Here is a 22,113-nt window from a genome sequence, read left to right on the forward strand (position 1 = left end):
CAGAGAGGCTAGAAAGCGAATCCAGTAGTCTGCGCCGGGCCTGTCGCCCCGCCTGCTACGCCAACCCCATTCTGGCGCCGTTTGCCCACATGCCAAAAACCAGTGCCACGCTGCTGATAATCGATGATGACGAAGTAGTGCGCGCGAGCCTCGCGGCCTATTTGGAAGACAGTGGTTTCAGCGTCCTGCAGGCCGGCAACGGTCAGCAGGGACTTCAGGTATTCGAGCAAGACAAGCCCGATCTGGTCATCTGCGATCTGCGCATGCCGCAGATGGGCGGTCTCGAACTCATCCGTCAAGTCACCGAACGCTCGCCGCAGACGCCGGTGATCGTGGTATCGGGTGCCGGCGTGATGAACGATGCGGTGGAGGCCCTGCGCCTGGGCGCCGCCGATTACCTGATCAAGCCCCTCGAAGACCTGGCCGTGCTCGAGCACTCCGTGCGCCGGGCCTTGGATCGTGCGCGGCTGCTGCTGGAGAACCAGCGCTACCGCGAGAAGCTCGAAAAGGCCAACCGCGAGCTCGAAGCCAGCCTGAACCTGCTGCAGGAAGACCAGAACGCCGGGCGCCAGGTGCAGATGAACATGCTCCCGGTCAGTCCCTGGAGCGTCGACGAACTGCGCTTCGAACACCAGATCATCCCGTCCCTGTACCTGTCCGGCGATTTCGTCGACTATTTCCGGGTCGATGACCATCGGGTGGCGTTCTACCTGGCGGACGTCTCGGGCCACGGCGCGTCCTCCGCGTTCGTGACCGTGCTGCTGAAGTTCATGACCACGCGCCTGCTGTTCGAGTCCAAGCGCAACGGCACGCTGCCGGAGTTCAAGCCGTCGGAAGTCCTGGGCCATATCAACCGGGGACTGATCAGCTGTAAGCTGGGCAAGCATGTCACGATGGTCGGTGGCGTCATCGACGAGGAGACCGGTTTGTTGACCTATAGCATCGGCGGCCATCTGCCGTTGCCTGTGCTGTACACGCCTGACGGCGTGCGCTACCTCGAGGGCCGCGGGCTGCCCGTGGGGCTCTTCAACGAGGCCACCTACGAGGATCACGTGCTGGAGCTGCCGCCGACGTTCAGCCTGACGCTGATGTCTGATGGCATTCTGGATCTTTTGCCAGAGCCCACACTCAAAGAAAAAGAAGCCGCCTTGCCCCAACGGGTCAAGACGGCGGGCGGCAGCCTGGATGGTCTGCGCCAGGTGTTTGGATTGGCCACGCTCGGGGAGATGCCGGATGATATCGCCCTGTTGGTGTTGAGCAGGAACCTTCAATGAGTACCGGTAGAATCCAGTTCGCCGAGCAGGACGGCACCTTTGTCCTGAAGTTCGTCGGTGAAGTACGCCTGACCCTGTGTTCGGCGTTGGATGCGACTATTGAGAAAATCTTCACCGCGCTGAACTTCAACGCGATCGTGATCGATTTGACCGAAACCCGCAGCATCGACAGCACCACCCTGGGCCTGTTGGCCAAGCTGTCCATCCTGTCGCGGCAGAAGGTCGGCCTGTTGCCGACCGTCGTCACCACCCACGATGACATCACCCGTCTGCTGCAGTCGATGGGCTTCGAGCAGGTGTTCAACATCGTCAACCACCCTGTGCCGTGTCCGGAGTGTCTCGACGACCTGCCGGATCAGGACCAGTCGGAGGAGGTGGTGCGGATCAAGGTGCTAGAGGCGCACAAGATCCTCATGGGGCTGAACGAGTCCAACCGTGAGGCGTTCCATGACCTGGTGAACGCGCTCGAGCGGCATTGACCGTCCCGGCGGCGGGAGCAAGCTTCCTCGCCACACGAATGAAAAAGGGCGAACCCGTGAGGGTTCGCCCTTTTTGCGTTGGCCGTCAGCCGGTCACAGCTTGGCTTTGAGCAGCGCTTCGAGCTTTTCCTGGTCGCGGGCGAACTGGCGGATGCCTTCGGCCAGTTTCTCGGTGGCCATCGCGTCTTCGTTGGACAGCCAGCGGAACTGCGCTTCGTTCAGCGGCAGACGGGCTTCGCCGGTGTGGCCCGGCGCCAGTTTGCGCTCCAGCTTGCCGGTGTCTGCGGCCAGCTTGTCGATCAGGTCGGGGCTGATGGTCAGGCGGTCGCAGCCGGCCAGCTGTTCGATCTGGCTCAGGTTGCGGAAGCTGGCGCCCATGACCACGGTCTTGTAGCCGTTGGCCTTGTAGTAGTTGTAGATGCGGGTCACCGACTGCACGCCCGGATCGTCGGCACCGGTGTACTCGTTGCCGTTGGCCTTCTTGTACCAGTCGTAGATGCGGCCCACGAACGGCGAGATCAGGAACACGCCGGCATCGGCGCAGGCGGCTGCCTGGGCGAAGGAGAACAGCAGGGTCAGGTTGGTCTGGATGCCTTCTTTCTCCAGGATCTCGGCGGCGCGGATGCCTTCCCAGGTAGAGGCGATCTTGATCAGCACGCGGTCGCGGCCGATACCGGCCTTGTCGTACAGCTCGATCAGGCGGTGCGCACGCTTGAGCATGGCGTCCTGGTCGAACGACAGGCGCGCATCCACTTCGGTGGAGATGCGCCCGGGGATCACTTTCAGGATTTCCTGGCCCACCGCGACGCCGAAGCGGTCGCTGGCCAGGCCCACGTCGCCCTTGCAGTCGCTGACGCTGGCGTTCAGCAGCTCGGCGTAGGCCGGAATGGCGGCCGCCTTGAGCAGCAGGGAAGGGTTGGTGGTCGCATCGACCGGCTTGACCCGGGCGATGGCTTCGAAGTCGCCGGTGTCGGCAACGACGGTGGTGAATTGTTTCAGTTGTTCCAGCTTGGAAGTCATGAGCGTGCTCTGTCCTAGGGGTCTGATGACATTACCCGAGCGCTGACAGCCGCTCAAGGGCATGAACGCGGATCGGCGGCCCCCGGGGCAACAACCTGAAAACGGCTGTTTGAAAGGCGGGGGCGCGGTGTCGATGGATTCGATGGCGAAACCGCCCGCAGGTTCAAAGCGACAGATGGGTGGAGGGCGGCTATTGCGCGTTCAGTTGCGTGCGGGCCGTCAGTTGCGCCGGTTTCGGCTGGCCGTCGGAGGTCAGCAGGCCGAAGTTGCGTTCCCGGTCGTTGCTGCCCGAATCGCTGTTTTTCCATTCATAGATCGAGGTCAACGGGATGTTGAGCCGTTTAACGTCGCCGATGAACGCCCCGATCTTGCTGGCCTGGCCTTCGGGGCCGCCGTTGGAGCCGAGCGCCGAGATGCCCCATTCGCTGATGACCCCCGGCAGGTGGAAGTTCTGCTGGATGAACGCCTGGGCATTGCCGATCTGCGCGGCGGTCATGCCGTAGGGGTGATAGGACACCGCGTCCAGGCAGTCGGGGTAGGCGCTGACGATGCTGTTCAGCGCAACGGTCGAGGCCGACCCTGCGCTCGGCGGTCGGGCGAAGCCGAAGCCGATCACGGGTGTGGATGTGATTTTGCCTTGCAGCGACTGGCACATGGCTTTCATGAACGGCGCGAACGTCGTGTCGAAGTTGCCGGTCGGCCAGTACGGGGCCAGATCCGGTTCGTTCCAGATTTCGATCGCCACCAATTGCGTGCGGTAGGACGCTTCCAGGCTCGTCACCGCGCCGGCGAACGCGCCGCCCGCCGCTGCGGGCTCTGCGCTCAGGGGGCGGGTGGCGCGCACGGTCATCAGCACTGGCAACCCGGCTGCCCGGGCGACGGCGAAGGCGTCGCCGATCTGCCGCTGATAGGCCGGATCACCCAGGCTGTCGCTCCAGACGCCCAAGCGCACGAAGCTGAAGCCCGCCGCCTTGATCTGGGCGGCGTCGGCGGAAGAGAAGTTCTGGATCTTGACCTGGACGCCGATGGTGCGGGTGCCGGTCAGGGCCGGAAACAGTTCGCTGGCGTGGGCCTGGGCGCTGGCGCCGAGCAGCAAGAAGGCGAGGGCGCCGAGCCGTTTGAGATGTGCTGAATACATGTCTGCTCTCCTGATGAGAAATGACACTAGCAATCGTTGTTTGCGTTATCTGATTCGATAGGCGCAAGTGCGCGAAGTGCACGAATGTTATTTTTTGTCAGGAATCAACTTGTGAAAATCACAGTTATTTTTGGTCCGGCAATTCTGGTTGGGGGACTTTCCGGCGGCATGGTACTTAATGCACTCAATTAACAGGGCGAATCTATTTCTGAACGCAGAAATGTCTCGTGGGTTCATTAAGACCGCGAGCGGTATTGGCAGAATGATATTACACAGGAAAGTAAACCTTGTTCAAAAAGATCCTTGTCGTCTGCGTGGGCAACATCTGCCGAAGTCCGACAGCCGAACTGTTGTTGCGTGATGCACTGGCGCCGGCCGGCGTCACGGTCGCGTCCGCCGGGCTGTCCGCCCGGGTCGGCGAAGCCATGGAAGCGTCCGCGCGCCAGGTGGTGGAAGAACACGGCCACAGCGCCGAAGGTTTCCGGGCGCGGCAGATCACGTCGGACATCGTCAATGATGCCGACTTGGTCCTGGTCATGGAAAAAGAACATGTAAAACAAGTATTGAAGATCGCGTCCCACGCCAGGGGCAAAGTGTTTCTGCTCGGCAAGTGGCAAAGCGAGCGGGAAATACCGGATCCGTACCGTCAGGGAAAGGCCGCTTTTATTCATGCGCATGCATTGATTGAAGATGCTGTTTGCTCTTGGGCGCAACGCCTCGGGCGTTGATGAATATTCTTCAGTTCAGTGAATGGTAAGAACAGACTTATGCAGTTACCGTCAGTAGTCGGCACCCGGGACAATGATCAAGACAGCATTGATATCCTCGGCATCTTTGGTTCGTTGATCGACCGCAAATGGTTGATCGGCGCCTTCACGGGCGCCTTCATGATGACCGGCGTGGCCTACGCCGTGCTGTCGACGCCGGTGTACCTGGCGAACGCGCTGGTCCAGGTCGAACCGAAAAAGAACGACATGCTCGGGTTCTCCGACCTGAGCAGCATGCTGGGCGGGCAGTCGCCGTCGGTGACCGAGATCGGCATCATCAAGTCCCGGGCAGTGATCGGCCGCACCGTCGACGACCTGCGCCTGGACATCGACGTCACGCCCAACACCTTCCCGGTGATCGGCGGCTTCCTGGCCCGGCGCTATCGGGGCGACAGCGAAGACAGCGTCTCGCGCCCGCGCTTCGGCCTCAACAGCTACGCCTGGGGCGGCGAGCGCCTGGACATCGAGCGCCTTGACCTGCCCAAGGAACTGCTGGGCAAGAAACTCACCCTGATCGCGGGCGAGCAGCACCGCTTCCAGCTGTTGGACGACAACGACAACCTGCTGGCCGAAGGCGTGGCCGGCAGCGCCTTCGACCAGGACGGCGTCGCCGGGCTGATCGGACGGCTGCAAGCCAACCCCGGCACCCGTTTCGAGGTGGTGCGCAACCCACGCATCGTCACGATCCAGAGCTACCAGGACGCCCTGGACATCGCCGAGCAAGGCAAGGAATCGGGGATCATCCGCCTGGCCCTGGCCAGCAGCGATGCGCCCGAGGCGGTGCGGATCCTCAACAAGATCTCGGCGCTGTACGTGCAGCAGAACGTGCAGCGCACCTCGGCCGAAGCGGCGCAGAGCCTGAACTTCCTCCAGGGCCAACTGCCCCAGGTCAAGCGCGACCTGGCCAAGGCCAGCGAAGCGCTCAACGCCTACCAGACCCGCGGCAAGACCGTGAACATCTCCCTGGAGACCCAGTCGGTGCTGGGCCAGGCCGTCGGCCTGGACACCAAGCTCTCCGAGCTGAAGATGCAGCAGGCGGAGATGGACCGCAAATTCACCAAGCAGCACCCGGCCTACCGCGCCCTGATGACCCAGATCGGTGAGTTGACCCAGCAACAGCGCTCGCTGGAGAGCAAGGTGCAGGACCTGCCGGCCACCCAGCAGGAACTGCTGAACCTGACCCGCGACGTGGAAGTGGCCTCGCAGATCTACACCCAATTGCTGAACAAGGCCCAGGAGCTGGACATCGTCCGCGCCGGGGCGGTGGGCAACGTGCGGCTGGTGGATCCGGCGGATGTGGACATGACCAACCCGATCAAGCCGCGCAAGGCCTTGATCGTGCTGATCGCGACGTTCTTCGGTGCCTTTGTCGGCGTGGCGCTGGTGCTGGTGCGCAAGTCGATGAGCCGCGGGCTGGAAGGCCCGGAGGCCATCGAGCAGCTCGGCCTGCCGGTGTACGCGTCGATTCCCTACAGTGCCCTGCAGAAGGAAGAGGACAGCAAGAAGGTCCGGGCCAAGCAGGCCGAGACCCAACCCGCTTACCTGCTGGCCCTGCGCAACCCGACGGACCTGTCTATCGAATCGATCCGCAGCCTGCGCACCTGCCTGCATTTCGCCGGGCTGGACTCGACCAACAACCGGATCATGATCTCCGGCCCCAGCCCGCAGGTCGGCAAGACGTTCGTGTCTTCGAACCTGGCGGCGGTCATGGCGCAAAGCGGCCAGCGGGTGGTGCTGATCGACGCGGACATGCGCAAGGGGCATCTGCACAAGACGCTGAACACGCCCATCGCCAATGGCCTGTCGGACCTTTTGGTCAAGCGCTGCAGCCTTGAGCAGGCGATCCACAAGGTCGAGGTCGACAACCTGCACTTCATCAGCCGCGGGCAGGTGCCGCCCAATCCGTCGGAACTGCTGATGCACGCCAACTTCCGCGATCTTCTGGCCGAGCTCAGCGAGCGCTACGACGTGGTGATCATCGATACGCCGCCGCTGCTGGCCGTGACGGACGCGGCCATCGTCGGCCGCGAAGCGGGGATCAGCCTGATCGTCACCCGGTTCGCGGTGAACCCCGCCAAGGAAATCGAACTGACGATCCGCCGGTTCGCCCAGAACGGCATCGAACTCAAAGGCGCGGTGTTCAACGGCGTCGAGAAGCGCGCGGCCAGTTACTACGGCAACGGCGGCTACGGTTACTACAGCTACGAATACGCGTCCGACAAGTCCTGAGTCGGGCGACGGTTCCATTTGGCAAGGAAGTGGGTGGGTTGTGAAAAAAATTCTGCACGTGGCTGAAACGATAAAAGGCGGCGTCGCGACGGTGATCCGCACGATATCGGCGTCGCCCGACGACGAAACCTCGAACTACGAACTGATCTATCTGGTGCCCAAGGATCAGAAACAGGAGCTGCATGGCATCGACGGAGGGCAGATCCGCACCTTCGAAAGGAGCGGGCGCAATGCGCTGTCGATGCTGCGCTTCGCCTGGCGGCTGATGCAGGTGATGCTCAAGGAAAAGCCCGATGTGGTGCACCTGCACAGTACTTTTTCCGGGGTGATCGGCCGTTGCGTGTGCCTGCTTCTGCGGCCCTGGCGGTCGCCGAAGATCGTCTATTGCCCCCATGCCTTTTCGTTCCTGATGGAAGGCTCGCCGGCCAAGCGCAAGCTCTATTCGCTGATCGAGCGGCTGCTGCAGAACGTCACCGACACAATCATCTGCGTCAGCCGCTACGAGCTGGACAAAGCCGCCGCGTTCGGCATCGACCGCAAGCGCATGACCCTGATCTACAACGGCATACCGCCCAAGGACGAGGTGCCCAAGGCCGCCGGCGCGGAGCCGATCCGCCTGTTGTTCGTGGGCCGTCTCGACTACCAGAAGGGCTTCGATGTGCTGCTCAAGGCCTTTGCCGAAGTGCGCCGCACCGACCTCAAGCTCACGGTGGTGGGCAGCGCGGTCAACGAAGACGCGGTCGCGCCCCCGCCGATGGACGGGGTCGAGTACCTGCCGTGGGTGACCCCGGCCGAAGTCCACGCCTTGTACCGCCAGGCCGATGCGCTGATCGTGCCCAGCCGCTGGGAAGGGTTCGCGATGGTGCCGCTGGAGGGCATGTCCATGGGCGTGCCGGTGATCGCCAGCGACTGCACGTCCCTGCCGGAACTGGTCACCCACGGGGTGTCCGGCTACATCTTCCCCGCCGGCGACCACCAGGCGCTGGCCGACCGCCTGATGCGGATCCACAAGCCGGGGCTGACCGCCCTGGGCCTTGAAAGCCGCCGGATCGTGCGCGAGCGCTTCAGCGCCGAGCTGATGATCCGCCAGACCTATGACGTGTATTGCGCCCCCACTTGTTAAGTAGAAATCAGCTTATGAACGTAACGATCTTGCATGGCTACAGTGCGTCCAACTCCGGTGACGGCCTCTTGGTGGACCTGGCCATCGCCCTGGTGCAGCGAAACTTCGGCGCCGACACGTCGATCAACGTTGTGGCGTCCGACCCGCAGTCCTTCAGCTACCTGCCGCACAAACGCTTCGATGCGCCGGTGATGGCGGCCAAGGGCCTGGGGCGGGTCAAGGAGGCGGTGTTCCTCAACCGCTCCTACGCCGCGCTGGCGGACCTTTTGAAGAACACGGACCTGATCGTCGGCGTCGGCGGCGGCTACATGCGCTCCAAGAGCGCCTTCGAACACATCAAGCTGAAGCTGGGGCACGCCAAGCAACTGGAAACGGCGATCCTCAGCAAGGTGCCGTCGGTGTACCTGCCGCAGAGCATCGGGCCGTTCCACGGCGAAAGCAGCAAGATCGTCGAGCACTACGCCAGCGCCGATGCGGTGTTCGTGCGCGACAACCGCTCTTCGGCGATGTTCGAAGCCTGCGAGAACGTCTACCGGGCACCGGACCTGGCGGTGCAGGCCCTGGCCGGCAAGATCCTCATGCAGCCCAAGTTCACCCGCTGCGCGTCGACGCCGGCCACGGTGTGCGTGGTGCTGCGCAAGCCGCCGGCGTGGAGCCCGGAAAAGAAGGCCGCCTACGTCGCCAACCTCAAGGTGCTGCTGCAACGCCTGAAGGACAAGAGCAAGGTGGTGTGCGCGGTGCAGAGCGCCGTGCGCGGCAACGACGACGGTGCGTTCTACCGCGAGCTGGGCATCACCGAAGACCTGCTGCCGCTGAAGGCGACCCTGGCCAAGCACCAGCCGGACCTGGTGATCTCCGTGCGTTTGCACGGCGCCATCGAGTCGCTGCTGTCGGGCGTTCCGGCCTACCACATCAGCTACGAGCGCAAGGGCTTCGGCGCCTACCAGGACATGGGCGTGGAGGACTGGGTGATCAACGGCGGCGACATCGACGTCGACACCATCATCGACACGGTCTACGCGCCGGACGCCCTGAGCCGCTTCGGCAAGCGCCTGACCGACACCTGCCGCGAGATCGAAGCCAAGACGGTGATGATGGACGAGATCATCAAAGGCGTCGTTCGATGATCTTCAGGCTCCTGCTGCGGGGCGGATCGCTGGGCGCCAAGTTCCTGCTGGTGCTGGCCGTCACCCATTACCTGGGCTATGAAGCCTTGGGCTTCTACGGGGTGGTGGTCGCGGCGTCGCTGATTGCGTCGAAGTTCTACAGCGCGGGCTTCAGCTCCGAGATCAACCGGCTGATCAGCGTCGGCGGCAGTTCGCGCCGGGTCATCGACAAGGTGCTGTGGCTGTACCTGGCCGTGGGCCTGGTGCTGTCGCTGGCGACGGTGGCGGTCTACTCGCTGTTCCAGTCGGTGCCGGCGACGCCCGCGCTGATCGCCTGCGTGACCCTGGTGCTGCTCACCGAGCACCTGTCCTTCGAGATCAACTCCTTTGTGTTTTCCGCCCAGAAGGCCACGTGGGGGGCGCTGCTGTTCTTCATCAAGACCGGCCTCTGGGCGCTGCTGGCGGTGGCCGGGCTGATGCTCGGCCAGGTCGCGGACATCACGAGCGTCCTGTGGCTGTGGGTGGTGGCCAACGTCGTGGTGATCGTCGCCGGGTACGCCATCGTGGCCAAGGTGCACCGGGGGCGGACGGAAGGGACGCTGGCGGCCGCGACCGTGTGGAAGGCCGGTTTGCCGTTCTATCTGGGCACCGGGCTGATCGCGTTGAGTCAGTACGCCGAGCGCTTTCTGATCGCCGACCTTGAGCCCTACGCCAACCTGGGCGTTTACGTGTACGCCTGGTCGGCGGCCAACACCTTGCAGGCGCTGTCCTACGCGGTGGTGGCGGTGGTGGGCATTCCGGTGCTGGCCAAGCGGTTTCAGGCCGACGGGCAGCCGTTCACGGTCGGGCAACTGTTCGTGAACAAATGGGTGATGCGTTCGCTGGCGGTGTCGGCCGTGGTGGCGGTGCTGATCTACCTGTTCTTCAACGTCGTGCTCGACTATGTCGGCGCGCCGGTGCCGCGTCCGGACAACGGGATCCTCGGCGTGCTGATCGTGTCCTTTGCCTTGCGCGGAGTCGGCGACATCGTCTGGGGCGGGTTGATCGCCTCGAAAAACAGTCGGGCGTCGCTCGCCGGAGCGGCCATCTGCCTGCTGGTGTCGGTGCCGGTCAGCTACGGCCTGATCAAGCACTATTCGATCGAGGGCGCCGCCTGGGGCAACGTCTTCGCCATTGTCGTGCAGTTGGGCGCGATTGCGCTGCTGACCCGCGCGGGTCAGGCGAAAAGGGCGCTGGCATGGGGCTGAAGTTGCCATGCATCGAGTTTCGCGGGGTGAAGCTCGATTCGTCGATGTCGTTCCTGATCCTGTTCAGCGGCCTGTTCCTGTCGGTGGCCATGCCGCTGCTGGTGCCCCGGGCGCCGGGGCCGGACGCCATGACCCTGTGGATGTCCTACGCCCGGGCCGACAACTGCAACTTCTGGAACCCGTTCTCGCCGGACCGCTCTTCCTACGAGTGCTCGGCATTCCTGCTGCGGCCCACCGGCATCAACCTGACCAATGCCTGGGCCTACGGCATGTTCTGCAATTTCTTCCTGACGGCGATCCCGGTGGTCGTCTTCCGGCGCATGCCGCTGGCGATCTTCGGCACCCTATGCCTGTGGGGCATCGTCCGTTCGTTTTTCCTGGAGAACCTGACCAAGGAAATCATCGTGTCGGTGGCGGTGCTGAGCATTCTCCTGAGTTCGCTGACGCGCAAGTACCGCGGCGGCTTCTTCCTGTCGGCGGTGATCTACGGCGTGCTGATCCGGCCCTACTGGATTCTGTTTTCGCTGTCGTGGGTCGGCGTCTGCGTGATGAAGAAGTATGTGTCGCGCGTCACGTTCTTCCTGATGCTGTTCCTGTTCTACCTGGCGGTCGCCATGGCGATCCAGGTGGCGCTCGGTTTTCCGGTGTCGTCGATCCGCGCCAGCAACAACGAGCTGCGCACGGCGGGCGAGGAGGGCTCCAAGTCGCTGATCGTGTCGTGGCTCAGCGGCAGCGACTTCGTCTCCCAGGCGCTGGACTCGATGATCATCTTCTTCCGGCTGTCGTTTCCCGCCGAGCTGATCCTGCTGTCCGGGCCGGGGCAGGTGATCTTCGTGGCGTTGATGATCATGACCGCGCTGCTGCTGTTCAAGGTCATCACGTCCAAGGACTACAAAGGCATCCCCATCCAGACCAAGGCCAAGGAACTGATCGCGATCCCCCTCGCGTTCCTGCTGGTCCAGGGGCTGTTCGAGCCGGACTTCGGCTCCTTCGCCCGGCACTTCTCCATGGTGGTGCCGGTGCTGTTCGTCGGGCTGGGGCTGATGCTGCAAGGCAAGAAGCCCGTGCGGGCCGAATCAACCAATCGCGAGATGAGGCGGGTGCCGTAATGTCGAGCAAGAGAAAGTCGCTGGAGATCGAGACCCTGCGCGGTCTGGCCTGCCTGCTGTTGGTGCTGTATCACGTCATCGGCCCGCTGGGCGGCGGCCTGAAGATCGACCTGGGCTCGCCGTTCCGGGTCATCGCCGATTCCATGGTGTACGTGCGCATGCCGCTGTTCACCTTCATTTCGGGCTACATCTATTCGCTCTACAAGATCCGCGGCAACGACTTCGGGGCGTTCTTTCGCGGCAAGGTGCGGCGGCTGATCGTGCCGCTGTTCTGCGTCGGCGTGCCGTTCTCCGTGCTGCAGGCGGTGGGGCCCGGGGTGAACAAGGACGTGGGCGTGATTGATGCGCTGCTGTCGTTCTACATTCCGGTGAACCACTTCTGGTTCCTGCAGGCGGTGTTCATCATTTTCATGTTCGTCGGCCTGCTGGAATGGCGCGGCCTGCTGCGCACGGCGACGCGCCTGTACCTGCTGCTGGCGTTCGCGGCGGCGGTGTTCCTGCTGCCGACCTTCAAGGTCGATGCGTTCGGCATCAACGGCGCGACCTACCTGCTGCCGTTCTTCGTGGCGGGGATGATCGGCCAGGAAAAGGTCGACACCTTCCGGCATTTCTTCAAGGTCATCGGGCCTTGGGTGTTCGTGATGATTTCGCTGGCGCTGCTGTATGTGGCCGCGACGGACCGCGAACTGATCGTCGACCGTCGCAGCCTGATCGGGCTGACGGTGGGTTGCGTGTCGTGCTTCGCGCTGCTGTCGAGCGAGATGCGCTCGAAGTGGCTGACCTGGCTGGGCGGCTATTCCTACGCGATCTTCCTGTTCCATGTGCTGTTCGCCGCCACGTCGCGGGCGTTGCTGGGGCGTCTGGGCGTGAAGGACGAAAGCGTGCTGGTGGTCTGCGGCCTGACCCTCGGCCTGTTCGGGCCGGTGCTGCTGTCGACGGTGTTCAGCCGCTTCAACTTCACCTCCGTGCTGTTCCTGGGGGAGCGGGCCACGGTCAAGAAGCCTGTCGGGCAAGCGGCCTCGGTGCCGCAAACCTGATGGCTGCGCACAAGGAAAAGCGCCATGTTCGTAGTCGATGACGTCAGCCCGGTCGCGGCCTCGGTGGTTCAGGTCGGCGACGCCCGCGAGCGATTCGGCCAGTGGCGCGAAGGGAAGGCGGGGCCGGTGCTGTCTATCTCGGTGATCGGCGACAGTTACAGCGCCGGGCAGGATTTCTATCTGAACCGCTTGGTGCAGCGGCTGGCGTCGGAAGCGGGGTTCGCCGGCCCCGGCTACATTGGCTTCAACCACGGCGCGGCCCTCGGCGGCACGCATTTCAAGTACACCCGCAGCAGCGAAAAACACTTCGGTGGCGGTTGGCAGGTGTCCGGCCTCGGCCAGGCCAGCCCCGACAGCCGCACCGTCACCGGGCGCCCGGGCGCATGGCTGCAGATCGATGCCCATCCTTCGGCGGCCATCGACACGACGGTCACGGAGGCGAAACTGCTTTACCTCGGCACCGGCGAACCCAGCGACGTGCGTTACCGCTGGGCGCCTTCTCAGGCCTGGCGCCCGCTGAGGCTCGACGGCGAAGGCGTCCGCGAAGCGCCGTTGGCGGATCCGCCGCCGGTGCCGGACTGGGCGTTGCGGCTGGAGGTGGCGAGCGGTACGCCGACGCTGTTCGGCGTGTGGATGAGCAATGGCCAACGTGGCGTGCGGGTGTCGAAGCTGGCGGCGTCCGGCGCGGCCTCGGCGGACTTCTACCATGACGATGCCGGTTGGCAGGCGCAGTGGAAAGCGGCGGTGGCGAAGATCCCGGCGGACATCTACCTGATCATGCTCGGCGGAAACGATCAGGGCTTCGGGGTCAAGCCCGCGCAGTACCTGAAGAACATCCAAGGCCTGGTGGCGATGCTGCGCGAGATCCAGCCGACGGCGAGCATCAACCTGATCCTGCGCCAGGACACCTCGCGCTCCAGCGCCTACCCGATGTCGGCCTATGCGCAGGTGCTGCAGCCCTGGGCCCGTGAGGCCCGCCTGGGCTACGCCGATATGCAGTGCGCATTCGGCGCCGACGTCAGGCGCTATGCGGCCGGCGGGCCGATGCCGATGATCGGGCCGGACAGGATTCATCCGGACCCGGCCACGGGAGGGAAGGTGATCGCCGGGTTTTTCCATCGCCTGATGGTCGGCGGCCGTGAAGCGGTGTCGCCCCAGGATCGCTGCGGCGACGTCCAGCGCTAGGCGTTCAGCCTGGGGCGCGTTCGAAGGCGTCCAGATGGCCGAGCAGCTCGGCGGTCCTGCGCGGCATCCCGTGCGTGTCGCAGCGGGTTTCCACCGTGACGATGACCGCCGGCTCGTTGCAGCACAGGCGCACCCGGAACCGCCAGTCGCTGAAGATCACCTTCAGGCCGTCGCGGTCGTCGATTTCCAGCGCCTGTTCGGCATACAGCCGTTTCAGGTGGGCGAGCAGGGGATAGGGATCGGCCAGCGGCCGGCGGATGTCGCCGGACGAGGGAAACATGCCGATGCGCTCCACCAGCAAGATCGTGCCCAGCCAAGACTCGTTGGCGCTGGGCAGCGGCTGATGGCGGGACAACCAACTCATCACGCCGAGGTTGTCCACCGACCGTTCGAGGTCCGCCGCGTGTTGTGCAATGTTCATAGGGGTTTGCCTGAATGAGGGGTGGACGTTACGGGTGCGCCGGTGCGGGGCTCAGCGCCCCTTCAGGTAGACGTTGTCGTAGCAGAAGTTGGTCGCCTGGAGGTAACCCTCGGCGTCGCCGCAGTCGAAGCGCAGGCCCTTGAACTTGTAGGCCAGCACGCAGCCGTTCTGCGCCTGTTTCATCAGCGCGTCGGTGATCTGGATTTCCCCGCCCTTGCCCGGTTGGGTGTCGGCGATCAGGTCGAAGATGTCCGGGGTCAGGATGTAGCGGCCGATGATCGCCAGGTTGGACGGGGCGTCCTGCGGGGCGGGTTTCTCCACCATGTTGTCGACCCGGTAGAGGCCGTCGCTGATCGGCTCGCCGGCGATCACGCCGTACTTGTGGGTCTGGTCGCGGGGCACTTCCTGGATGGCCACGATGGAGCAGCGGAAGCGCTTGTACAGCTGGATCATCTGGGCGAGTACGCCGTCGCCTTCCAGGTTCAGGCACAGGTCGTCGGCCAGCACCACGGCGAAGGGTTCGTCGCCGATCAGCGGACGGCCGCTGAGGATCGCGTGGCCCAGGCCTTTCATCTCCACCTGACGGGTGTAGGAGAAGGTGCAGGTGTCGATCAGCTCGCGGGTGCCGGCCAGGAACTTCTCCTTGTCGGTGCCGCGGATCTGGTGTTCGAGCTCGTAGCTGATGTCGAAGTGGTCTTCCAGCGCGCGCTTGCCCCGTCCGGTGACGATCGCCATGTGTTGCAGGCCGGCGTCCCGGGCTTCTTCGACGGCGTATTCGATCAACGGTTTGTTGACGATCGGCAGCATTTCCTTGGGCATGGCTTTGGTGGCCGGCAAGAAACGCGTGCCATAGCCGGCCGCGGGGAACAAGCATTTACGAATCATAGAAATATCCTGGACATTCATGGCGCACAGCCAATGGCGTGCAATAACGAAAGGTTGCAAGTTTCAATGTTGATTGAACGCTTACTTTAATACCCGAGTCAGGTAATTGATGGCAAATGGCAATGTGCGCGGAAGGCGACAATGTTATTAGATGTCGGCCTTATTGTTGTTGGTTATTTTTAGTCGGTATCTGCCGATAGTGGCAAGAGTGCGGTGATGTTAATAAGTAGCAGGCAATACAGTTTGGGCTGGAAAAATATTTTTCGCCAGTCGTTGAACTTGTTTTGTTTAAGGTTGTTGTCGGCCTAGTTTGTGTGAATTGCGACACATATTCAACAGGCCAGGCTTGACGCGCTACTGGGAAGTTTCCCGACTAAGGACCGCGCTATGAAGATTCTGGTAACCGGTGGCGCCGGCTATATCGGCTCGCACACCACACTTGCGCTGCTTGAGGCAGGCTATGAAGTTGTTGTCCTGGACAATCTCTGCAACAGCAGCGATGCGGCCCTGCACGCGGTGGAGGCCATCTGCGGCAGAAGTGCGCAGATGATCCGCGGCGATGTCTGCGACAGGGCGCTGCTGGACCGGATCTTCCGGGAACACGCGATCGACGCGGTGCTGCACTTCGCCGGGCTCAAGGCCGTGGGCGAGAGTGTGCGCAAGCCGCTGGAATACTACGAGAACAACGTCGGCGGCAGCGTGACGCTGTGCCAGGCGATGGCGGCGGCCGGGGTGTTCCGCCTGGTGTTCAGCTCCTCGGCCACGGTGTACGGCGCGCCGGAGCGGATGCCGATCCGCGAGGACTTCCCCACCGGCCAGCCCACCAGCCCCTACGGCCAATCCAAGCTGATCGTGGAGAACGTGCTGCGTGACCTGTGCCAGGCCGAGCCGCGCTGGAGCATCGCCCTGCTGCGCTACTTCAACCCCATCGGCGCGCACCACAGCGGCCGGATGGGCGAAGACCCCAACGGCATCCCCAACAACCTGGTGCCGTACATCAGCCAGGTGGCCGTCGGCAGCCTTCAGGAATTGTCTATCTTCGGCAACGACTACCCCACGGCCGACGGCACTGGCGTGCGCGACTACATCCACGTCGTGGATCTGGCCGACGGGCACCTGAAGGCCCTGGAAACCATCGCCGGCCGCACCGGCATCCACACCTGGAACCTGGGCACCGGCGACGGCTACAGCGTGTTGCAGGTGCTCCAAGCCTTCGAGCAGGCCTGCGGCCAGCCGGTGCCGTACAAGGTCATGCCGCGCCGCTCCGGAGACGTGGCCGAGAGCTGGGCCGACCCCTCCAAGGCCGCCGCGGAACTGGGCTGGAAAGCCACACGCAGCCTGCAGGACATGGTGACCGACACCTGGCGCTGGCAATCGAGCCACCCGCAGGGCTACCGCGGATGATGTCAATTTGGACCGATGTTAGTTTCGGTCAGGCTGTTAGATAACGTCGGGAAATTACGCTGGAATTGCCCGGTTCAAGTCCGTAGATATAAACGTGCCGTTCGACATTTATAAGTCGGGATTGATTGTGAATGAACGACGGCTCATGTTCGCGCAGTTTGCGACGTGATCCCTAACATCCAGCGGACGGCCTGATGTTATTAAAGTCGAATGCCGGAAAGGAGTGGGTATGAAAAAAGTGATGGCGATCGCCTTGTTGTCGTTGTTCGGCAACTTGGCCATTGCAGCCGAAGCGCCGCTCACGGCGGTGACCAATGTGTCGGGCAACGTGGCGGCTTCCCAAGCGCCCGCCGCCAGTACCGCAATGGTTGCCAGTGCCGTAGCGGCATCCAACAGCGGAGGAAGTGCGAACGGCGGTACAACCGGTACCACAGGTACGACGGGTACAACCGGCACGCACAACTAACGGTAACAACTGTTGGTGCAGTACAAGGTCGCCCGACGCAAGTCGGGTGACTTTGTTTTTGGATTCGCCCTTGAATAGCGTAGTGCCATTATGACTCGTAGTGTTTATCTTTTAATGTTGGCAAGTCTCGCTCTGCAAGGTTGCATGTTTTCCCCCGGCCAGCACCTGAACACCTTCGGCATCACCCGCCAGGGCGCCAGCGAAAGCAGCCGGGTCGAACTGATCCCGATCACCCCCAAGCTGATCTCCATGAACCGGGCCACCCAGAAGCGCGAAACGCTGCCGCCCGAGTTGCTGGAGGCGCCGGCCGAGTACCGCATCGGCCGCAACGACGTGCTCTACATCACCGTGTGGGATCACCCCGAACTGACGGCCCCGTCCGGCGCGCAGCAACAGATCGACGCCAACGGCCGACTGGTGCGCTCCGACGGCACGCTCTATTACCCGTTCATCAAGGAAGTGCAGGCGGCCGGCCGCACCATCCAGCAACTGCGCTCGGACATCGAGCAGCGCCTGTCGGCGTTCATCGCCGAGCCGCAGGTGGATGTCGCCGTGCTGCGTTTCGCCAGCCAAAAGGTCGTGGTGTCCGGCGCCGTCGCCAAGGCCGGTCCGCAAGCCATTTCCACCAACCCGCTGAGCGTGGTCGAAGCCCTGGGCTCGGCCGGCATCGACACCAACAACGCGGACTTGTCCGGCCTGCTGCTGACGCGCAACGGGCGGGTGTACCCGCTGAATCTCGACAGCCTCAACCAGCAGGACTCCGAGCTGCAGAACGTTTACCTGCGGGGCGGCGATCAGCTGTACCTGCCTTACAACGACAACAAGCGCATCTACGTCATGGGCGAGGTCAACCAGCCCCGTGCGCTGAGCTTCAAGACCGCCACCATGAACCTCTCCGACGTGCTCGGCTCGGTCGGCGGGCTGAGCCAGACCACCGCCAACGGCAACGCCGTGTACGTCATTCGCGGGGTCGAGAACCTTGATGTCGAGCCGGCGAAGATCTATCAGCTAGAGGCCGAATCGCCCACCGCCATGGTGCTGGCCACGCATTTCGAGGTGCGTCCCCAGGATGTCGTCTATGTCGGGCCTGCCAACGTGACTCGCTGGAACCGCCTCATCAGTCAATTGGTGCCGTCGGCGTCGATTGTCGGTACGGGCGCTTCCGCTGCGAAGAACTGGAGCGAATACAGCAACAACAGCAAATAAGGCCGGGCCCGACAGTGAATACGTTGAAAGCAGGCATTGGCCTGAGCGCGGTCCTGTGGCTGTGCGGCTGCAACCCGTTGATGGTCGCTTCGTTGACCAACCTCAAGTCGGCGGCCATCGGCCCGGATGAGCTGGACGTGACGGCGGCCCAGGTGGCCGAGGTGCGCTATCCGCAACTCAAGCTGACCACGCCTTCCGGCTCCGGTGTGCTGGCGCTGGTGCGTGAGCGCGGCGACCTGCAGTTCTGGGTCGCTTCCGGCAAGCAGGTGCTGCTGATGCGCGACGGCCTGGCGGTGCGCAGCATCGGCCTGGGCTTGGAAGGCGATCTGGACGGCACGCGGCTGTCCGACGCCGCGCCGTTCAAGCAGGGCCTCCAGCACGTCGCCGATGGCTACACCAGCCAACGCTGGATCGACCTCTACAAGGGCCAGGAAGTCGGGTTGCAGGTCAACAGCCGCTTCGCGCGCCAATCCATGGAAACCCTCGACATCCTCGACAAGGCATACGCCGTGCTGCGCATCGACGAGCGGATCGACGTCCCGGCCATCGGCCTGCGCGCGACCAACCGCTATTGGGTCGATCCCAAGGACGGCTTCATCGTGCAGAGCGAGCAGCAACTGACCTCTCAGTTGCGGGTGAAGATCGTGCACCTGACCCCTGACCGCAGGCATGTGCCATGAAGCGGCTGAGGATGTTGTCCGCCGGCCTGCTGCTGGCGGCAGGGGCAGGGCAGGCGGCGGTGCTGGTGTCCGGCGATGTGGCCAACCCGGGGCCGGTGGAGTTGCCGGCGGGCGGGCGTTTGACCGACGTGATCAGCGTCGCGGTGCCCAACGCCGAAGGCTACTGGCTGGCGGGGGTGCTGCTGCGTCAGTCCTTGCTGGAGCAGCAGACCCGGCTCAAGGCCGGGGTGCTGTTCGACCTGGACGTGCTGCGGCGCATGGCCGTGCTGTTCGACCGCCCGAGCCGCGAAGCCCTGGCGCTGCGCACGGCCGAGGCAGTGCGGCAGATGCCGGTCACCGGGCGTCAGGTCGCGAACCTGGATCCGGTGGCGCTGGAAGTCGGCTTCGCCCTCAACCTGCGGCTGGACGACGGCGACCGGCTGATCTACCCGGCGCGGGTCGATGAGGTCGAGGTGCTGGGCGCCGTCGCCGAGCCGTGCCGCTTGCCCTATCAGCCGTTGCAGGAGGCCAGTGACTACCTGCAAGGCTGCGCGCTGCTCGAAGACGACGCGGACGCCGATTATCTGTGGCTGATCCAGCCGGACGGCGCGGTGCGGCGGATCGGCATCGCGCACTGGAACCGCGAGAGCGGGCACTTGCCGGTGGCGGGCAGCCGGATCCTGGTGCCGTTGAAGAATGACGACCTGGATCCGCCCATTCCTGAACTGAATCAGCAGTTGGCCGAGTTCATTGCCACGCAGTTGGCTGAGGTGGTTCGTTGAAGTTACGTTTTGCAGCCGTGTTGCTATTGCCGTGCGGGTTGGCCCAGGCCGAGCCGCGCATCACCCAGAACGATTTCGGCGGCGCGGGCCTGTTGCAGACCCCGACCGCTCGCATGTCGCCCGCCGGCGAATTGAGCGTGAACGCCAACCGCACCAGCCCCTACAGCCGCTACAGCGTGTCGCTGCAGCCGCTGGACTGGCTGGAAGGCTCGTTCCGCTATACCGCCATCACCAACCGGCCCTACGGCCCGTCGTCGATGAGCGGTGACCAGAGTTACAAGGACAAGGCGGTCGACGTGAAGGCCCGCCTGTGGGAGGAAACCCACTGGGCGCCCGAAGTGGCCCTGGGCTTCCGGGACGTCGGCGGTACGGGCCTGTTCGCCAGTGAATTCGTGGTGGCCAACAAGCGTTTCGACAACTTCGATTTCAGCGCCGGCCTCGCCTGGGGCTACATCGGCAACCGCGGCGACATCGACAACCCGTTCAGCGTGCTCGGCGACCGGTTCAAGACCCGGCCGGCCATGGAAGGCACCGGTGACGTCAACGCCGGCTCGTACTTTCGCGGCAGCCCTTCGTTCTTCGGCGGCGTCAGCTACCAGACGCCCTGGGACCGGCTCAGCCTGAAGCTCGAATACGAAGGCAACGACTACAAGCACGAACCCAAGGACAACGTGATCAAGCAGGATTCGCCGATCAACCTCGGCGCGGTGTTCAAGGTCACGGACTCGGTCGACGTCAGCGCGGCGTGGGAGCGGGGCAACACGGCAATGTTCGGCATCACCTTCCACACCAACTTCGTCAGCCGCAAGGCGCCGGCCAAGACCTTCGACCCGCCGGCCGAGCCGCTGCCGGCCAAGGCGCCGGTCAAGCCGATGGAGCAGGTCGACTGGGCCGACGTGTCGCAGCGCCTGCAACAGAACGCCGGCTACAAGGTCGAGCGCATCAGCCAGCGCGGCTCCGAACTGCTGGTCTACGGCGAGCAGCAGCGGTACTTCCACTCGGCCAAGGCAGTGGGCCGGGCGAGCCGGATCCTGGACAACAGCGTCAACGACGAGATCGACTGGTTCACCGTGGTCAACAAGCGCTACGACCTGGCGTTGGAAGAGACCAGCGTGCCCCGGCAGACCTTCCGCGAAGTGATCAACAATGAAGAGCCGCTGCAGTCGCTGCACCGCACCACCGAGGTCAACCCGGCGATGCCGCACAACGAGAAGACCCTCTACACCCAGCCGCTGCAGCGGTTCAGCTACGGCATGGGCCTGGGCTTCAAGCAGAACGTCGGCGGTCCGGACGGCTTGCTCTACCAATTCAGCGCGGACGCGGACGCCGAGTTCCGCTTCAATCGCAACACCTGGTGGAGCGGCATGCTTAGCCAAAACCTGGTGAACAACTTCGACAAGTTCACCTACGACGCGCCCAGCGGCCTGCCGCGGGTGCGCACGGATCTGCGCCAGTACCTGACCACCTCCGACACCACCATGCCGCTGTTCCAGCTCAGCCACGCCGAGCAGTTGGACAAGGATCTGTACGGCATGGTCTACGGCGGCTACCTGGAATCGATGTTCGCCGGGGTCGGGGCCGAAGTGCTGTTCCGCCCGACCGGCGAGCGCTGGTCGGTCGGCGCGGACCTGAACTACGTGCGTCAGCGCGAGTTTGACCAGGGCTTCGGCCTGCGCGACTACTCGGTGCTGACCGGCCATATCACCGGCTACACCGACTTGCCCTACGAAACCCTCGCCGCCATCAGCGTCGGCCGCTACCTGGCCGGCGATTGGGGCGTGACCTTCGACATCTCTCGGGAGTTCTCCAACGGCGTACGCTTCGGCGGTTGGGCGACGATGACCACCGCCAGCGGGGCGGAGTACGGCGAGGGTAGCTTCGACAAGGGCATCTACCTGTCCATCCCATTCGACGAGATGATGAGCATGTCGACCATGCGCCGCGCCAACCTCGTCTGGGCCCCCCTGACCCGCGACGGCGGCGCACGGCTCAACCGCAGCTTCCAGCTGCACTCGATGACCGACAGCCGCGATGACGACATGTTCTACCGCAACTTCGAGAAGATCACCGAGTGACCTGAAATCCTGTGGGCGTTTGCCTGCAAGCGATGAGGCCGGCATTGCCGGCATCTTTGTTGACTGACCCATCGCCATCGCCAGCAGGCTGGCTCCCACAGGTATCTCCGGTGCCCGCAGGATTCATGTGCACCACAAAACCTGTAGGAGCTTGCCTGCAAGCGATGAGGCCGGCACTGCCGACATCTCTGTTGCCTGACCCACCGCCATCGCTGGCAAGCCAGCTCCCACAGGTATCTCCGGTGCCCGCAGAATCCATGTGCACCACAAAACCTGTAGGAGCTTGCCTGCAAGCGATGAGGTCGGCATTGCCGGCATCTCTGTTGCCTGACCCACCGCCATCGCTGGCAAGCCAGCTCCCACAGGTATCTCCGGTGCCCGCAGAATCCATGCGCACCACAAAACCCTGTGGGAGCTTCGGTGCGACGATTCGACTTGCCAGCGATGGCGCCCTTGCAGGCGCCGCAGGCAAACGCACCCTCCACACAAAAAACACCACCC

The 22,113-nt window shown here is 63.7% G+C and carries 20 protein-coding genes; 16 read left to right on the forward strand and 4 right to left on the reverse strand.

Translation table 11 applies throughout. The features are described 5' to 3' along the window. Positions 1-89: 89 nt before the first annotated feature. Positions 90-1,274: a two-component system response regulator RssB gene (gene rssB / locus CAG29_RS24925; protein WP_085584510.1), complete on the forward strand. Its 1,185-nt coding sequence runs from the start codon at positions 90-92 to the stop codon at positions 1,272-1,274. Beyond that, a complete protein-coding gene (rssC, locus tag CAG29_RS24930) occupies positions 1,271-1,753 on the forward strand; it encodes an anti-sigma factor antagonist RssC (protein ID WP_085584507.1) in 483 nt (160 codons plus the stop codon). The genes rssB and rssC overlap by 4 nt, the downstream gene beginning before the upstream one ends. 93 nt (positions 1,754-1,846) lie before the next feature. On the opposite strand, the gene tal is transcribed toward rssC, so the two are convergent. Together tal and CAG29_RS24940 are read right to left on the reverse strand one after the other, a co-directional pair. Next, positions 1,847-2,773, reverse strand: coding sequence for a transaldolase (tal, locus tag CAG29_RS24935; protein WP_085584505.1), 927 nt, complete (start codon positions 2,771-2,773; stop codon positions 1,847-1,849). A gap of 190 nt (positions 2,774-2,963) precedes the next feature. Next, positions 2,964-3,911: a glycosyl hydrolase family 5 gene (locus CAG29_RS24940; RefSeq protein WP_085695290.1), complete on the reverse strand. Its 948-nt coding sequence runs from the start codon at positions 3,909-3,911 to the stop codon at positions 2,964-2,966. 287 nt (positions 3,912-4,198) lie between these two features. Between CAG29_RS24940 and CAG29_RS24945 the strand changes: the two genes are divergently transcribed. Genes CAG29_RS24945 through CAG29_RS24980 form a run of 8 tightly spaced genes read left to right on the forward strand, consistent with a single transcriptional unit; the run spans position 4,199 to position 13,714 of the window. Next, positions 4,199-4,639, forward strand: a complete 441-nt coding sequence (locus tag CAG29_RS24945) for a low molecular weight protein-tyrosine-phosphatase (protein ID WP_085584501.1) — start codon at positions 4,199-4,201, stop codon at positions 4,637-4,639. Between the two features lie 39 nt (positions 4,640-4,678). Further along, positions 4,679-6,907 carry a polysaccharide biosynthesis tyrosine autokinase gene (locus CAG29_RS24950; protein ID WP_085584499.1) on the forward strand — a complete coding sequence of 743 codons (2,229 nt, stop codon included), beginning with the start codon at positions 4,679-4,681 and terminating at the stop codon, positions 6,905-6,907. Positions 6,908-6,947: 40 nt separating this feature from the next. After that, complete coding sequence (locus CAG29_RS24955; RefSeq protein ID WP_085695291.1) at positions 6,948-8,030, forward strand: glycosyltransferase; 1,083 nt, start codon at positions 6,948-6,950, stop codon at positions 8,028-8,030. Between the two features lie 14 nt (positions 8,031-8,044). Beyond that, positions 8,045-9,157 (forward strand): polysaccharide pyruvyl transferase family protein, encoded by a 1,113-nt coding sequence (locus tag CAG29_RS24960; RefSeq protein ID WP_085630783.1) that lies wholly within the window; start codon positions 8,045-8,047, stop codon positions 9,155-9,157. Further along, positions 9,154-10,383 (forward strand): phosphoribosylaminoimidazole carboxylase, encoded by a 1,230-nt coding sequence (locus CAG29_RS24965; protein WP_085695292.1) that lies wholly within the window; start codon positions 9,154-9,156, stop codon positions 10,381-10,383. Before CAG29_RS24960 ends, CAG29_RS24965 begins: the two co-directional genes overlap by 4 nt. After that, entirely contained in the window at positions 10,374-11,492 is a 1,119-nt protein-coding gene (locus CAG29_RS24970; RefSeq protein ID WP_085584491.1) for a hypothetical protein, read from the forward strand. The genes CAG29_RS24965 and CAG29_RS24970 overlap by 10 nt, the downstream gene beginning before the upstream one ends. Continuing rightward, a complete protein-coding gene (locus tag CAG29_RS24975; RefSeq protein ID WP_085695293.1) occupies positions 11,492-12,529 on the forward strand; it encodes an acyltransferase family protein in 1,038 nt (345 codons plus the stop codon). The genes CAG29_RS24970 and CAG29_RS24975 overlap by 1 nt, the downstream gene beginning before the upstream one ends. Positions 12,530-12,553: 24 nt before the next feature. Continuing rightward, positions 12,554-13,714, forward strand: coding sequence for an SGNH/GDSL hydrolase family protein (locus CAG29_RS24980; protein WP_085695294.1), 1,161 nt, complete (start codon positions 12,554-12,556; stop codon positions 13,712-13,714). Positions 13,715-13,718: 4 nt separating this feature from the next. Here the strand turns inward: CAG29_RS24980 and CAG29_RS24985 are convergent, their stop codons facing one another. Both CAG29_RS24985 and galU read right to left on the reverse strand, forming a co-directional pair. Further along, positions 13,719-14,135: a mannose-1-phosphate guanylyltransferase gene (locus CAG29_RS24985; protein WP_085640702.1), complete on the reverse strand. Its 417-nt coding sequence runs from the start codon at positions 14,133-14,135 to the stop codon at positions 13,719-13,721. Positions 14,136-14,186: 51 nt separating this feature from the next. Next, positions 14,187-15,020 (reverse strand): UTP--glucose-1-phosphate uridylyltransferase GalU, encoded by an 834-nt coding sequence (galU, locus tag CAG29_RS24990; protein ID WP_085640704.1) that lies wholly within the window; start codon positions 15,018-15,020, stop codon positions 14,187-14,189. Positions 15,021-15,407: 387 nt separating this feature from the next. On the opposite strand from galU, the gene galE reads away from it, so the two are divergent. The 6 genes from galE (at position 15,408) to CAG29_RS25020 (ending at position 21,612) form a co-directional block, all read left to right on the forward strand. Next, positions 15,408-16,424, forward strand: a complete 1,017-nt coding sequence (gene galE, locus CAG29_RS24995) for a UDP-glucose 4-epimerase GalE (protein WP_085584480.1) — start codon at positions 15,408-15,410, stop codon at positions 16,422-16,424. 229 nt (positions 16,425-16,653) lie between these two features. After that, positions 16,654-16,890, forward strand: a complete 237-nt coding sequence (locus tag CAG29_RS25000; protein ID WP_085584478.1) for a hypothetical protein — start codon at positions 16,654-16,656, stop codon at positions 16,888-16,890. Positions 16,891-17,034: 144 nt separating this feature from the next. Then, the gene (locus CAG29_RS25005; protein ID WP_085584476.1) at positions 17,035-18,096 is read left to right on the forward strand and encodes a polysaccharide biosynthesis/export family protein; all 1,062 of its coding nucleotides are present in this window, start codon (positions 17,035-17,037) and stop codon (positions 18,094-18,096) included. Between the two features lie 14 nt (positions 18,097-18,110). Further along, positions 18,111-18,776 (forward strand): YjbF family lipoprotein, encoded by a 666-nt coding sequence (locus tag CAG29_RS25010; protein WP_085640706.1) that lies wholly within the window; start codon positions 18,111-18,113, stop codon positions 18,774-18,776. After that, positions 18,773-19,537, forward strand: a complete 765-nt coding sequence (locus CAG29_RS25015; protein WP_085656917.1) for a capsule biosynthesis GfcC family protein — start codon at positions 18,773-18,775, stop codon at positions 19,535-19,537. Before CAG29_RS25010 ends, CAG29_RS25015 begins: the two co-directional genes overlap by 4 nt. Next, entirely contained in the window at positions 19,534-21,612 is a 2,079-nt protein-coding gene (locus tag CAG29_RS25020; RefSeq protein ID WP_085630772.1) for a YjbH domain-containing protein, read from the forward strand. Before CAG29_RS25015 ends, CAG29_RS25020 begins: the two co-directional genes overlap by 4 nt. Positions 21,613-22,113 lie beyond the last annotated feature (501 nt).

This window comes from Pseudomonas sp. B7(2017), assembly GCF_002112745.1.
Classification (GTDB): Bacteria; Pseudomonadota; Gammaproteobacteria; order Pseudomonadales; family Pseudomonadaceae; genus Aquipseudomonas; species Aquipseudomonas ekonensis.

Coding starts and splice junctions, on each gene's coding strand:
- rssC (WP_085584507.1), top strand. CDS start 1,271: ATGAGTACCGGTAGAATCCAGTTCGCCGAGCAGGACGGCACCTTTGTC.
- tal (WP_085584505.1), bottom strand. CDS start 2,773: ATGACTTCCAAGCTGGAACAACTGAAACAATTCACCACCGTCGTTGCC.
- galU (WP_085640704.1), bottom strand. CDS start 15,020: ATGATTCGTAAATGCTTGTTCCCCGCGGCCGGCTATGGCACGCGTTTC.
- CAG29_RS24985 (WP_085640702.1), bottom strand. CDS start 14,135: ATGAACATTGCACAACACGCGGCGGACCTCGAACGGTCGGTGGACAAC.
- CAG29_RS24950 (WP_085584499.1), top strand. CDS start 4,679: ATGCAGTTACCGTCAGTAGTCGGCACCCGGGACAATGATCAAGACAGC.
- CAG29_RS25005 (WP_085584476.1), top strand. CDS start 17,035: ATGTTTTCCCCCGGCCAGCACCTGAACACCTTCGGCATCACCCGCCAG.
- CAG29_RS25015 (WP_085656917.1), top strand. CDS start 18,773: ATGAAGCGGCTGAGGATGTTGTCCGCCGGCCTGCTGCTGGCGGCAGGG.
- CAG29_RS25000 (WP_085584478.1), top strand. CDS start 16,654: ATGAAAAAAGTGATGGCGATCGCCTTGTTGTCGTTGTTCGGCAACTTG.
- CAG29_RS24965 (WP_085695292.1), top strand. CDS start 9,154: ATGATCTTCAGGCTCCTGCTGCGGGGCGGATCGCTGGGCGCCAAGTTC.
- galE (WP_085584480.1), top strand. CDS start 15,408: ATGAAGATTCTGGTAACCGGTGGCGCCGGCTATATCGGCTCGCACACC.
- CAG29_RS24980 (WP_085695294.1), top strand. CDS start 12,554: ATGTTCGTAGTCGATGACGTCAGCCCGGTCGCGGCCTCGGTGGTTCAG.
- CAG29_RS24970 (WP_085584491.1), top strand. CDS start 10,374: ATGGGGCTGAAGTTGCCATGCATCGAGTTTCGCGGGGTGAAGCTCGAT.
- rssB (WP_085584510.1), top strand. CDS start 90: ATGCCAAAAACCAGTGCCACGCTGCTGATAATCGATGATGACGAAGTA.
- CAG29_RS24960 (WP_085630783.1), top strand. CDS start 8,045: ATGAACGTAACGATCTTGCATGGCTACAGTGCGTCCAACTCCGGTGAC.
- CAG29_RS24940 (WP_085695290.1), bottom strand. CDS start 3,911: ATGTATTCAGCACATCTCAAACGGCTCGGCGCCCTCGCCTTCTTGCTG.
- CAG29_RS24975 (WP_085695293.1), top strand. CDS start 11,492: ATGTCGAGCAAGAGAAAGTCGCTGGAGATCGAGACCCTGCGCGGTCTG.